We start from the raw sequence: 12,252 nt of genomic DNA, 5'->3' as shown, positions 1-12,252 counted from the left end.
GGAAAGGCAGGATCGGTTCGGGGGCCAGCTATCGAGTCTAGCAGATCGACAGCGGCCGATCAGCCCTCGACGCCCTGGCGCGCCCGGGCGGTGTACCGGCCGTCGGACTCGGTGATCTCGACGTCGATATCGAAGGTCGCACTGAGGTTCTCGCTCGTCAAGACCTCTTCGATGGGGCCCTGGGCGGTGATCTCGCCGTCCTTCAGCAGCAGCGCACGGTTGAACGCCTGCGGGATCTCCTCGACGTGATGCGTGACCATGACGATCGCGGGCGACTTCGGGTCGCTGGCGTACCCGCCGAGCAGCTGCAGCAGCTCCTCGCGGCCGCCGAGGTCGAGGCTGGCCGCCGGTTCGTCGAGAAGCAGGATCTCGGGATCGGTCATCACCGAGCGGGCGATCTGAACGCGCTTCTGCTCGCCGTCGGACAGGCTGCCGAAGGTGCGGTCGGCGAGGTGGTCGAGGTGCCACTCGGAGAGCACGCGGTGCGCGCGACGCTCGTCGATGTCCTCGTAGAGCTCGTTCCAGCGACCCGTCACGGCGTAGGCGGCCGTCATCACCACATCCAGCACGCGCTCATTGCGCGGGATGCGGCGGGCGAGCGCGCTCGACGCGAAGCCGAGCAGCGGACGCAGCTCGGCGAGGTCGGTGTGGCCGACCGACTCGCCCAGCACGACGGCCTCGCCGGAACTCGGGTGCAGGGCCGCCGCGGCGATCTGCAGCAGGGTCGTCTTCCCGGCGCCGTTCCGGCCCAGGATGACCCACCGCTCGTCCGGTTCGACCGCCCAGTCGATACCCTTCAGGACGGGGTTGCCGTCCCGCACAACGGACACGTCGGAAAGTCGGAGAACGCTGTCGGCCATGCGTTCCAGCCTACCGTCGCCGGACACAGGTCAGTGACGACCGGCGAGCGACCGGTACACGTCCCGCGTCTGCTCCGCGATGGCCGTCCAGCTGAACGAGGTCTCCGCGCGCTCCCGTCCGGCGCGGCCCATCTCGGCCGCCCGCTCGGGGTCGCCGGCCACCTCGGTGAGGGCCGCGGCGAGGTCTGCGACGAACTTCTCCGGATCGATCGGCGTGCCCGTGCCGTCCTGCAGCTGCTGGATGGGGACGAGCCGTCCGGTGACCCCGTCCACGATCACCTCGGGGATGCCGCCGGTCGCCGTCCCGACCACGGGCAGCCCGCACGCCATCGCCTCGAGGTTGACGATCCCGAGCGGCTCGTAGATCGAGGGGCAGACGAAGACGGTGGATGCGGTCAGCGCGATGCGCAGCTCGTCGTTCGGGAGCAGGCGGTCGATCCAGACCACGCCGTCCCGCTCGGCCTGCAGCTCCTCGACGAGTCCGCTCACCTCGGCCAGGATCTCCGGCGTGTCCGGCGCCCCGGCACAGAGGATGACCTGCACCTCGGGCGGCAGCATCCTGGCCGCGCGAAGTAGGTACGGAAGCCCCTTCTGGCGGGTGATGCGACCGACGAAGATGACCGCCGGACGCCCGGGGTCGATCCCCAGGGCGCGGGCGCGATCGTCGTCGCGCAGAGGCTGCCAGCGCTCCAGGTCGATGCCGTTGTAGATCGTGACAACCTTCGTCGGGTCGAGCTCCGGGTACGACGCGAGGATGTCGCGACGCATCCCGTCGCTGACCGCGATCACGGTGTCGGCGGCCTCGAACGCGGTCTTCTCGATCCAGCTGGACACGCGGTAGCCGCCGCCCAGCTGCTCGGCCTTCCAGGGGCGGAGCGGCTCCAGGCTGTGCGCCGTGACGACGTGCGGGACGCCGTGCAGCAGCTTCGCCAAGTGACCGGCGCCGTTCGCATACCAGGTGTGCGAGTGGACGACATCCGCTCCCCCGCAGTCCTGCGCCATCTGCAGGTCGACGCCCAGCGTGGCGATCGCCCCGTTCGCGTCCGCGAGCTCCGCGGGAACGCGGTACGACGCGGTATCCGGCTCGTCCCGGGGCTCGCCGAAGGCTCGGACGATCACCTCGGTGTCGGTCCGCAGAGCCTTCACGAGCTCGGTCACATGGACCCCGGCCCCGCCGTAGATGTCCGGCGGATACTCCCGGGTGAGCAGATCGACGCGCATGACCGAAACGCTAGTACAGCGATCAGTTCGCCTCTACTGTTGTGGTCATGGCATCAGGCAAGAAGATCTTCGGCATCGTCCTCGCGGGCGGAGAGGGAAAGCGGCTGATGCCGTTGACGGCGGACCGGGCGAAGCCCGCCGTCCCGTTCGGCGGTCAGTACCGTCTCATCGACTTCGCCCTGTCGAACCTGATCAACTCGCAACTGCGCCAGATCGTCGTCCTCACCCAGTACAAGTCGCACAGCCTCGACCGTCACGTGTCCCAGACCTGGCGGCTCGACGGCATCACGAGCTCCTACGTCGCCTCCGTCCCCGCCCAGCAGCGCCTCGGCAAGCGCTGGTTCTCCGGGTCGGCGGACGCCATCCTGCAGAGCCTCAACCTGCTCCGGGATGAGAAGCCGGACATCGTCGTCGTCGTGGGCGCCGACCACGTGTACCGGATGGACTTCGGCCAGATGATCGAGGCGCACATCGCCTCGGGGGCTCCCGCCACGGTGGCCGCAATCCGCCAGCCGATCGGGCTCGCGGACCAGTTCGGCGTCATCGAGGTCGAGCCGGAGCGCCCGGACCGCATCGGCGCGTTCCGCGAGAAGCCGCGCGACCCGATCGGTCTGCCCGACTCCCCGAACGAGGTCCTCGCCTCCATGGGCAACTACGTCTTCGACGCCGACGCGCTCATCGACGCCGTGGTGCGGGACGGCGACCGTCCCGACTCCAACCACGACATGGGCGGCGACATCATCCCGGACTTCGTGGCCCGCGGCGAGGCGGCCGTGTACGACTTCAACAACAACGACGTCCCCGGCTCGACCGACCGCGACCGCTACTACTGGCGCGATGTCGGAACCATCGACTCGTTCTTCGAGGCGCACCAGGACCTCATCTCCACGCTGCCGGTGTTCAACCTCTACAACCGCTCGTGGCCGATCTTCAGCCAGGTGCTCAACTCGCCGCCCGCGAAGATCGTGCGCGACGGCCGCGGCGCGCTCGGCACGACCATCGACTCCATCGTCTCCCTCGGCTCCGTGATCTCGGGCGCCCACCTCGAGCGCAGCGTCCTCGGGCCGTGGGCCAAGGTCGACTCCGGTGCGAAGGTCGTCGACTCCGTCGTCTTCGAGCGCGCGATCATCGAGCCGAACGCGTTCGTCGGCCGCGCCATCCTGGACAAGGATGTCGTTGTGGCCGAGGGTGCCCAGATCGGCGTCGACCCGGACCGGGACCGTGCACGGGGCTTCACCGTGACCGACTCGGGCATCACCGTGGTCGGCAAGGGTGTGCACGTCGTTCCATGACGACCACCGCACAGCACACCGGGCCCGCTTCCGTCCTCGTCGTCCTCGACGCCGACTCCACGCTGCTCCAGGACGAGGTCATCGAACTCCTCGCCGATGAAGCGGGGTCGCGTCCGGAGGTCGCCGAGATCACCGAGCGGGCCATGCGCGGCGAGCTCGACTTCGAGGAGAGCCTCCGCGAACGCGTCCGAACCCTCGCCGGGCTCCCCGCATCCGTGTTCCAGCACGTGGGCGAGCGCATCCGGGTGACCGAGGGCGTCCCCGAGCTCATCGCCGGAGTCCAGGCGGCCGGTGGGGTCGTCGGTGTGGTCTCCGGCGGCTTCCACGAGCTGCTGGACCCGATCGGCGAACGCCTCGGCCTCGATCACTGGCGCGCCAACCGGCTGGTCGTCGACGGCGGCCGGCTGACCGGCGAGGTCGACGGACCGGTCGTGGATGCGGCCGCCAAGGCTCAGGCGCTGCTGTTCTGGGCCGCCGACGCCGGAGTCCACCTGCGCCAGACGGTGGCCATCGGCGACGGAGCGAACGACCTGCGGATGATGGCGGAGGCCGGCCTGTCCGTCGCGTTCAACGCGAAGCCCCGCGTGCGCGCCGAGGCCGACCTCGTCATCGACCGGCCGGACCTCTCGCAGGTGCTCCCGCTCCTCGGCCTCCGCGGCTGAACGCGCGCCGAAGTGCACGTCGTGGCGGCAATTCCGTCGTTTTTGCCGCCACAACGTGCACCTCGGCGTGGGTCAGTGACCCATCCCGAGGCCGCCGTCGACCGGGATGACCGCACCGGAGATGTAGCCGGCGTCGTCCCCGGCGATCCACGTCACGACCTTCGCGACCTCGGACGCCGACGCGAACCGCCCGGCCGGGATGCTCTTCTTGTACTCGGCCTGCTGCGCCTCCGGCAGCGCCGCCGTCATGTCGGTCTCGATGAAGCCGGGAGCGACGACGTTCGCGGTGATGCCGCGCGCGCCCAGCTCGCGGGTGATGGATCGCGCCATGCCGACGAGTCCGGCCTTCGACGACGCGTAGTTGACCTGACCGGCGCCGCCGAACAGACCGACCACGCTCGAGATCAGGACGATGCGGCCGAACCGCGCCTTGAGCATCCCCTTGTTCGCGCGCTTCACGACGCGGAAGGCGCCGCCCAGGTTCGTCTCGATGACCGAGTCGAACTCCTCGTCGGTCATGCGCATCAGGAGGGTGTCCTTGGTGATGCCCGCATTCGCGACGACGACCTCCACCGGCCCGAGCTTCTCCTCGACCTCGGTGAACGCGGCGTCGACCGAGGCGGAGTCCGTGACATCCGCCCGCACCGTCAGCGCGCCCTCCGGGCCCTCTCCCGACCGCGCGGTGACCGCGACCCGGTGGCCCTGGGCGACGAACTCCTCGGCGATGGCGAAGCCGATCCCCCGGTTGCCTCCGGTGACGAGGACGGTGCGTGGCGTGGTCATGCGATTCCCTTCAGGAAGACGGCTTTCTGCAGATTCGACCCCAGCAGGGCCGAACCCAAGTTTATGGACGTACGCTGGACTCAACGCACATGAAGAAGCCCTCAGCACCGTCGATCACGAGTCTCCCCCTCTCTCCCGATGAGGAGCGACGGCACCGGATGATCAAGTATTCGGTCGCCATGGGCGTACGTGTGCTCTGCCTCATCGCCGCGGTGATCGTCCCCGGCTGGTGGGCCGCCATCCCGCTCGTCGGAGCGATCTTCCTCCCGTACTTCGCGGTCGTGATCGCCAACGTCTCGGTGGAGCAGGGTCGAGTGGATGTTCAGCGTCCAGGCAGTATCGTTCCAGTTGCGCCGCCTCCGCAGGCGCCGAAGGACGAGCCTCGGGAGGGCCAGTGATCGGGATGGGCGAGCCGGAGCCGCTGACGTGTTCGCGCGCCGGCTGCCGGGACACCGCATCCTGGCGCATCGAGTGGCGCAACCCGCGCATCCACTCGGCCGACCGGGTGAAGGTCTGGCTGGCGTGCGACGAGCACGTCGACTTCCTGCGCGAGTTCCTGGCCGCCCGCGACTTCCCGCTGCGCGTCGTGCCGGCGGCCGAGGTCGCCGCCGGGGGGCCGATCGCGTGACCGGATCGACGACCGACGGGTGGCGCTTTGCTTTCTCCCGCCGCTGGCTGGGGTACCTCGCCTTCGCGATCGTGTTCGCGATCGCCTGCGGATTCCTCTCCAACTGGCAGCTCGCCCGCAGCAAGGAGGCCGCGGCGGCGAACGCCCTGGTGACGGCGAACTTCGACCAGTCCCCCGTCCCGCTCGCCGATGAGCTGCCGACTCTCGGCGCGTACTCGCCGAAGCAGGAGTGGAAGCGCGTCACCGTGACCGGGACGTACGAGCGCGACAAGCAGCTGCTCGTCCGCAACCGCCCGTTCAACGGCAGCCCCGGGTTCGAGGTGCTCACCCCGCTGCGGACGGCCGACGGCTCGCTGTTCATCGTGGATCGCGGCTGGGTCCCGACGGGCAACACCACCGACTCCCCCGACCATGTGCCGGCCGCGCCCGCCGGAACGGTGACGGTCGTCGCGCGGCTGAAGGCGAGTGAGCCGGCCATCGCCGGACGCACGGCGACGGGTGATCAGGTGGGCACCATCCAGCTTTCGGTGGTGAAGGAGAAGCTCGGCGGCGCGGACGTCTACACGGGCGCGTACGGACTGCTCGCCAGCGAGGACCCGGCGCCAGCCACCGCGCCGACGCCGACCGTGACCAGCCCGCCGACGCAGGATGAGGGGCTGCACTGGTCGTACATGATCCAGTGGATCATCTTCGCCCTGATCGGTTTCTTCGGCCTCGGCTACGCGCTCGTCACGGAGTACCGCAAGCGCAACTCGGACGACCCCGCGGAGCGTGAGCGTGCCGCCGCGCGCGAGCGTCGCCGCCGCGCCAAGCGCACAGACGCCGACGTCGAGGACGAACTCCTCGACGCCGCCCACTGACCCAACCCCCACCGTCGAGTACGCACAAATTGCACGCCCCGGGGGCTCCGGGCGTGCAATTTGTGCGTACTCGACGGGGGCGCGGAGGCCTCAGGCGAGGGAGATGAGGTCGAGGTAGTCGCGCGACCAGTGGTCCTCGACGCCGTCGGGGAGGATGAGGACCCGCTCGGGGTTCAGCGCCTCGACCGCGCCCTCGTCGTGACTGACCAGCACGACGGCACCTTCGTAGTGCGCCAGCGCATCCAGGATCTCCTCGCGGCTGGCCGGGTCGAGGTTGTTGGTGGGCTCGTCGAGCAGCAGGACGTTCGCCCCCGACACGACGATCATCGCCAGCGCGAGCCGGGTCTTCTCGCCGCCGGAGAGCACGCCGGCCGGCTTGTGCGCGTCGTCGCCCGTGAACAGGAACGAACCGAGCACCCTGCGAGCCTCGGTCTCGGTCAGTGACGGCGAGGACGAGACCATGTTCTGGAGCACGCTGCGCTCGACGTCGATCGTCTCGTGCTCCTGCGCGTAGTACCCGATGCGCAGGCCGTGGCCGGGCTCGACCTGGCCGGTGTCCGGCTTGTCGACGCCCGCGAGCATCCGCAGCAACGTGGTCTTGCCCGCACCGTTCAGCCCGAGCACGACGACCTTCGAGCCGCGGTCGATCGCGAGGTCGACGGCGGTGAAGATCTCGAGCGAGCCGTAGCTCTTGGAGAGATCGCTCGCCTGCAGCGGCGTGCGACCGCACGGCGCCGGGGTCGGGAACCGCAGTTTCGCGACCCGGTCGACCTGGCGCACCTCTTCGAGGCCCGCGAGCAGCTTCTCGGCGCGCGCGACCATCTGGTGCGCCGCGGCCGCCTTCGTCGCCTTCGCGCCGAACTTCGCCGCCTGCAGCTGCAGGGCGCCCGCCTTCTTCTCGGCGTTGGCGCGCTCCTTCTTGCGGCGCTCCTCGTCGGCGGCGCGCTGGCGCTGGTAGTTCTTCCAGCCCATGTTGTAGATGTCGATGACCTGGCGGTTCGCATCCAGGTAGAAGACGCGGTTGACCGTCTCGCCGACCAGTTCCACGTCGTGCGAGATGACGATGAAGCCGCCGGTGTAGTTCTTCAGGAACTCGCGCAGCCAGATGACCGAGTCCGCATCCAGGTGGTTCGTCGGCTCGTCGAGGATCATCGTGCGGGCGTCGGAGAAGAGGATGCGCGCCAGCTCGATCCGACGGCGCTGACCGCCCGAGAGGGTCTTCAGCGGCTGGTCGAGGATGCGATCCGGCAGGTTCAGGTTGGATGCGATGGATGCGGCCTCGGCCTCGGCCGCGTACCCGCCGAGCAGGTGGAAGCGCTCTTCCAGCCGGCCGTACTTCTTCATCGCGGCCTCGGACACGGCGGAGTCGGTGCTCGCCATGTCGACGGTCGCCTGCTGCATCCCGAGCACGATCGAGCCGAGGCCCCGGGCGTCGAGGATGCGCGTGCGCGCCAGGTCGTCCAGGTTGCCGGAGCGCGGGTCCTGCGGAAGGTAACCGAGGTCGCCGGAGCGGTCGACCTTGCCGGCCGTCGGGAGCAGGTCGCCGGCGAGGACCTTGGTGAGTGTCGTCTTGCCGGCGCCGTTGCGGCCGACGAGTCCGATCTTGTCCCCGTCGGCGACGCGGAAGCTCACGTCCTCCATCAGAAGGCGTGCGCCAACGCGCAGCTCCAGCCCCTGCACGGCAAGCACGTCGATCTCTTCTCTACTCGGTTCTCAGCAAACAGTTCCGGACTTTTTCGGCCCGACACGCCACGGCGCGGTCGAAAAAGTCCGGAACTGTTGAAGGGGATGTCTTAGATTGCGAAGCCGAGGGCGCGCATCATGTCGCGGCCGTCGTCGGTGATCCGCTCGGGACCCCACGGCGGCATCCACACCCAGTTGATGCGGAATGCCTCGACGATGCCGTCGAGCGCCTCAGCGGTCTGCTCTTCGAGCACGTCGGTCAGCGGGCAGCCGGCACTGGTGAGCGTCATCGAGATGATGAGCGCGTTGTTCTCGTCATCCCAGGCCAGGTCGTAGATGAGGCCCAGGTCGACGACGTTGATCCCGAGTTCGGGATCCATGACGTCCTTCAGCGCCTCCTCGACCTGGTCGAAGAGCGCTGGGCTCAAAGTGGCGGGCATGTGAGGATTCTACCTCTCTCAGGATCCGGCGACTTCGGCCGCCGAGGCGGCCGCGGGCTCGGGGGCGTCGACGTAGCGGTCGTAGCCCTCCTCCTCCAGGCGGTCCGCGAGCTCCGGTCCGCCCTGCTCGGCCACGCGGCCGGCGACGAACACGTGCACGAAGTCCGGCTTGATGTAGCGGAGGATGCGCGTGTAGTGCGTGATCAGCAGGATGCCGAGCCCGGTGTTGGCCTTCGCCCGGTTGACACCCTCGGAGACGATCTTGAGCGCGTCCACGTCGAGGCCGGAGTCGGTCTCGTCGAGCACGGCGAACTTCGGCTTGAGCAGCTCCAGCTGGAGGATCTCGTTGCGCTTCTTCTCGCCGCCCGAGAAGCCCTCGTTCACGTTGCGCTCGGCGAACGACGAGTCCATGCGCAGGGCGCCCATCGACTCCCGGACGTCCTTCACCCAGGTGCGGATGGACGGCGCCTGGCCGTCGATCGCGGTCTTGGCGGTGCGGAGGAAGTTGGTGTTGGTGACACCGGGGATCTCGACCGGGTACTGCATCGCGAGGAAGAGGCCGGCGCGCGCACGCTCGTCGACGGTCATCGCGAGGACGTCCTCGCCGTCGAGCGTGATCGAGCCCTGGGTCACGGTGTACTTCGGGTGACCGGCGATCGTGTAGGCGAGGGTGGACTTGCCGGAGCCGTTCGGGCCCATGATCGCGTGGATCTCACCCTCGTTGATGGTGAGGTCGACGCCGTTCAGGATGGGCTTGGTGCCCTGGTCCGTCTCGACGGTGACGTGGAGGTCGCGGATCTCGAGGACTGACATGGTTAGTTGTTCACTTTCGGGGCGCTGGGGTCGATGAAGACGTCTCCGTCGATGATCTCGACGGGAAACACGGGGACCGGCTCGTAAGCCGGGAGGTTGAGGGGCTTGCCGGTCACGAGGGAGAACTGGGAGCCGTGCGCCCAGCACTCCAGGGTTTCGTCCTCGACGAAACCCTCGGACAGCGAGATCTCGCCGTGGGTGCAGGTGTCGCCGATGGCGTGCACCGCACCGGACGAGTCCTTGACGACGGCGATGGGGACGCCGTCGAGCACGACGCGGGTGGCCTGGTTCTCGACCAGCTCCGCGACGGCTGCGACGCGCTGGCCCGCCATCAGTTCTCGGCCCCGGCGGCCGGCGCGGAAGGCGCCGACGCTGTGACCGACGCCGATTCCAGCTCGTCCTCGATCTTGGCCTGCAGGCGCTCCTGGAGCGCCGGCGAGCCGATCTGCTGGACGATCTCAGCGAGGAAGCCGCGCACGACCAGGCGGCGCGCCTCCTCCTCCGGGATCCCGCGGGACTGGAGGTAGAAGAGCTGCTCGTCGTCGAAACGACCGGTGGCGCTCGCGTGACCGGCGCCGACGATGTCGCCGGTCTCGATCTCGAGGTTCGGCACGGAGTCGGCGCGGGCCCCGTCGGTGAGGACGAGGTTGCGGTTCTGCTCGTAGGTGTCAGTGCCGACGGCCTTCGGGCCGATGAGCACGTCGCCGATCCACACCGTGCGCGCGCCCTGGCCCTGCAGCGCGCCCTTGTAGGTCACGCGGCTGCGGGTCTCGGGGCCGTCGTGGTGGACGTACACCTGCTGCTCGAGGTGCTGGCTGGCGTCGGCGAAGTAGGCGCCGAGCAGCTCGGCGTCCGCTCGCGCGCCGGCCAGGTGGGCCGACGGGTTGAGCCGGACGACTCCGCCGCCGAGCGTGACGGCGACGTGCTTGATGCGCGCGCCCTCGCCGAGCTCGGCGAAGTGGGCGGCGACGTGGAGGGCGTCGTCGTCCCACTCCTGGAGCGACACGACCGTGAGGTCGGCGTCCTTACCCAGGAGGAACTCGACGTTCTCGGTCAGGTGCGCCGATCCGGTGTTCTGCAGGATGAGGGTCGCCACGGCGCCCGGGGCCACCTCGACGACTGTGTGCGCGGCACGCGCCGGTCCGCCGAGGGCGGAGCGGGTCAGCGTGACCTCGCGACGGTCTCCGCTGAGGTCGGCGCCGATGGTCACGAGCAGCGCCTGCTCGAAGGCCGTCCAGGCATTGGCGGAGGCGCGGTCCTCGGGCTTTCCTGCAGCACCGATGCGGGCGTCGTCACGGCCGATCCACGCGGTGGTCACACCGGGGGCGGTCGTGGCGTCGTACACGTAGGGCGAGCCGTCCAGGTCGCCCGTGATGAGCTCCTGGATGCGCGCCACCGGCGTGTACTTCCACATCGCCTCGCGGCCGGTGACCGCAGGGAAGTCCGACACCTCGGTCGAGGTGAACCGCTCGGCGCGGCTCTGCACCGGGACAGGTGCTCGCATGTGGGTCGGGGCGGGCGCGGTGGTCTGCGTCGTCTCGATCTGCGTCATCCGACAGAGCCTTCCATGCCCATCTCGATGAGCTTGTTGAGTTCCAGTGCGTACTCCATGGGGAGCTCGCGGGCGATCGGCTCGATGAAGCCGCGGACGATCATCGCCATGGCCTCGTCCTCCGGGAGCCCGCGCGACATGAGGTAGAACAGCTGCTCCTCGCTCACGCGCGACACGGTCGCCTCGTGGCCGAGCTGCACGTCGTCGACACGGATGTCGATCGCCGGATACGTGTCGGACCGCGAGATCGTGTCGACGAGCAGCGCGTCACAGCGGACGGTGTTGGCGGAGTGGTGCGCGTTCGCATCCATCCGCACCTCGCCGCGGTAGCCGGCACGGCCGCCGCCGCGCGCGATCGACTTGGAGACGATCGACGACTGCGTGTACGGCGCCATGTGGATCATCTTGGCGCCGGCGTCCTGGTGCTGGCCGGGGCCGGCGAAGGCGACGGACAGGGTCTCACCCTTGGCGTGCTCCCCCATCAGGTAGATCGACGGGTACTTCATCGTGACCTTGGAGCCGATGTTGCCGTCGATCCACTCCATCGTCGCGCCCTCGGCCGCGGTGGCCCGCTTGGTGACGAGGTTGTAGACGTTGTTCGACCAGTTCTGGATGGTCGTGTAGCGCACGCGGGCGTTCTTCTTGACGATGATCTCGACGACCGCGGAGTGCAGCGAGTCCGACTTGTAGATCGGAGCGGTGCAGCCCTCGATGTAGTGGACGTAGCTGCCCTCGTCGGCGATGATCAGCGTCCGCTCGAACTGGCCCATGTTCTCGGTGTTGATGCGGAAGTAGGCCTGCAGCGGGATCTCGACGTGGACGCCCTTGGGGACGTAGACGAACGATCCGCCCGACCACACGGCGGTGTTCAGCGCGGCGAACTTGTTGTCGCCGGCCGGGATCACCGTTCCGAAGTACTCCTCGAAGATCTCGGGGTGCTCGCGGAGCGCGGTGTCGGTGTCGAGGAAGATGACGCCCTGCTGCTCCAGGTCTTCACGGATCTGGTGGTAGACGACCTCGGACTCGTACTGCGCGGCGACGCCGGCGACGAGACGCTGACGCTCCGCCTCCGGGATGCCGAGCTTCTCGTACGTGTTCCGGATGTCCTCCGGCAGGTCTTCCCAGCTCTGCGCCTGCTTCTCGGTGGAGCGGACGAAGTACTTAATGTTGTCGAAGTCGATCTCCGACAGGTCGGCGCCCCAGGTCGGCATGGGCTTGCGCTCGAACAGCTGGAGGGCCTTGAGGCGGCGCTGCAGCATCCACTCGGGCTCCTTCTTCAGGGCCGAGATGTCTTTCACCACCTCGGGTGAGAGACCGCGACGGGCGATGGAACCCGCGGCGTCGGAATCCGCCCAGCCGAACTCGTACTGCCCCAAAGAGGCGAGCTCAGGCCGATCGATCAGGATGTCTGACATATCTACCTCGTTTCCTTCCACTCGTAACCGGATATCAGTCCGG

At 68.7% G+C, this 12,252-nt stretch carries 14 protein-coding genes; 5 read left to right on the top strand and 9 right to left on the bottom strand.

What is annotated here, in order from left to right:
- Window positions 1-59 precede the first annotated feature (59 nt).
- Together H284_RS0119690 and glgA are read right to left on the bottom strand one after the other, a co-directional pair.
- Window positions 60-860: an ABC transporter ATP-binding protein gene (locus H284_RS0119690; protein WP_018191114.1), complete on the bottom strand. Its 801-nt coding sequence runs from the start codon at window positions 858-860 to the stop codon at window positions 60-62.
- A 30-nt stretch (window positions 861-890) separates the two neighbouring features.
- The gene (glgA, locus tag H284_RS0119685) at window positions 891-2,081 is read right to left on the bottom strand and encodes a glycogen synthase (RefSeq protein ID WP_020077550.1); all 1,191 of its coding nucleotides are present in this window, start codon (window positions 2,079-2,081) and stop codon (window positions 891-893) included.
- A gap of 47 nt (window positions 2,082-2,128) precedes the next feature.
- Here glgA and H284_RS0119680 point away from each other — a divergent pair, with 47 nt between their 5' ends.
- The gene (locus H284_RS0119680) at window positions 2,129-3,373 is read left to right on the top strand and encodes a glucose-1-phosphate adenylyltransferase (RefSeq protein WP_026307182.1); all 1,245 of its coding nucleotides are present in this window, start codon (window positions 2,129-2,131) and stop codon (window positions 3,371-3,373) included.
- Window positions 3,370-4,035 carry a phosphoserine phosphatase SerB gene (gene serB / locus H284_RS0119675; protein WP_018191117.1) on the top strand — a complete coding sequence of 222 codons (666 nt, stop codon included), beginning with the start codon at window positions 3,370-3,372 and terminating at the stop codon, window positions 4,033-4,035. The genes H284_RS0119680 and serB overlap by 4 nt, the downstream gene beginning before the upstream one ends.
- Before the next feature lie 72 nt (window positions 4,036-4,107).
- Here the strand turns inward: serB and fabG are convergent, their stop codons facing one another.
- Entirely contained in the window at window positions 4,108-4,818 is a 711-nt protein-coding gene (gene fabG / locus H284_RS0119670) for a 3-oxoacyl-ACP reductase FabG (protein ID WP_018191118.1), read from the bottom strand.
- Window positions 4,819-4,907: 89 nt separating this feature from the next.
- On the opposite strand from fabG, the gene H284_RS20445 reads away from it, so the two are divergent.
- From H284_RS20445 to H284_RS0119655, 3 genes are read left to right on the top strand one after another with little or no spacing between them, the layout of a single operon-like run.
- Window positions 4,908-5,216 (top strand): DUF3099 domain-containing protein, encoded by a 309-nt coding sequence (locus tag H284_RS20445; protein ID WP_029043034.1) that lies wholly within the window; start codon window positions 4,908-4,910, stop codon window positions 5,214-5,216.
- A 5-nt stretch (window positions 5,217-5,221) separates the two neighbouring features.
- Window positions 5,222-5,446: a hypothetical protein gene (locus H284_RS0119660; RefSeq protein WP_172823194.1), complete on the top strand. Its 225-nt coding sequence runs from the start codon at window positions 5,222-5,224 to the stop codon at window positions 5,444-5,446.
- A complete protein-coding gene (locus H284_RS0119655) occupies window positions 5,443-6,306 on the top strand; it encodes an SURF1 family cytochrome oxidase biogenesis protein (protein ID WP_020077547.1) in 864 nt (287 codons plus the stop codon). The genes H284_RS0119660 and H284_RS0119655 overlap by 4 nt, the downstream gene beginning before the upstream one ends.
- 90 nt (window positions 6,307-6,396) lie before the next feature.
- Here H284_RS0119655 and H284_RS0119650 read toward each other — a convergent pair whose 3' ends face one another.
- The 6 genes from H284_RS0119650 to sufB form a co-directional block, all read right to left on the bottom strand.
- Window positions 6,397-7,995: an ABC-F family ATP-binding cassette domain-containing protein gene (locus tag H284_RS0119650; protein ID WP_029043033.1), complete on the bottom strand. Its 1,599-nt coding sequence runs from the start codon at window positions 7,993-7,995 to the stop codon at window positions 6,397-6,399.
- A 104-nt stretch (window positions 7,996-8,099) separates the two neighbouring features.
- Window positions 8,100-8,429, bottom strand: coding sequence for a metal-sulfur cluster assembly factor (locus H284_RS0119645; protein ID WP_018191123.1), 330 nt, complete (start codon window positions 8,427-8,429; stop codon window positions 8,100-8,102).
- Between the two features lie 18 nt (window positions 8,430-8,447).
- On the bottom strand, window positions 8,448-9,242 hold the full coding sequence (sufC, locus tag H284_RS0119640; protein WP_018191124.1) for a Fe-S cluster assembly ATPase SufC: 795 nt from the start codon (window positions 9,240-9,242) through the stop codon (window positions 8,448-8,450).
- A gap of 2 nt (window positions 9,243-9,244) precedes the next feature.
- Window positions 9,245-9,574, bottom strand: a complete 330-nt coding sequence (locus tag H284_RS0119635; protein ID WP_018191125.1) for a non-heme iron oxygenase ferredoxin subunit — start codon at window positions 9,572-9,574, stop codon at window positions 9,245-9,247.
- The gene (sufD, locus tag H284_RS0119630) at window positions 9,574-10,794 is read right to left on the bottom strand and encodes a Fe-S cluster assembly protein SufD (protein ID WP_020077545.1); all 1,221 of its coding nucleotides are present in this window, start codon (window positions 10,792-10,794) and stop codon (window positions 9,574-9,576) included. The genes H284_RS0119635 and sufD overlap by 1 nt, the downstream gene beginning before the upstream one ends.
- Entirely contained in the window at window positions 10,791-12,209 is a 1,419-nt protein-coding gene (gene sufB / locus H284_RS0119625) for a Fe-S cluster assembly protein SufB (protein ID WP_018191127.1), read from the bottom strand. Before sufB ends, sufD begins: the two co-directional genes overlap by 4 nt.
- Window positions 12,210-12,252 lie beyond the last annotated feature (43 nt).

This window comes from Cryocola sp. 340MFSha3.1 (assembly GCF_000383315.1).
In the GTDB taxonomy this organism is placed as follows: domain Bacteria; phylum Actinomycetota; class Actinomycetes; order Actinomycetales; family Microbacteriaceae; genus Leifsonia.
The sequence above is the reverse complement of the archived record's forward strand: the minus strand, read 5'-3'. Positions and strand labels throughout refer to the sequence as shown.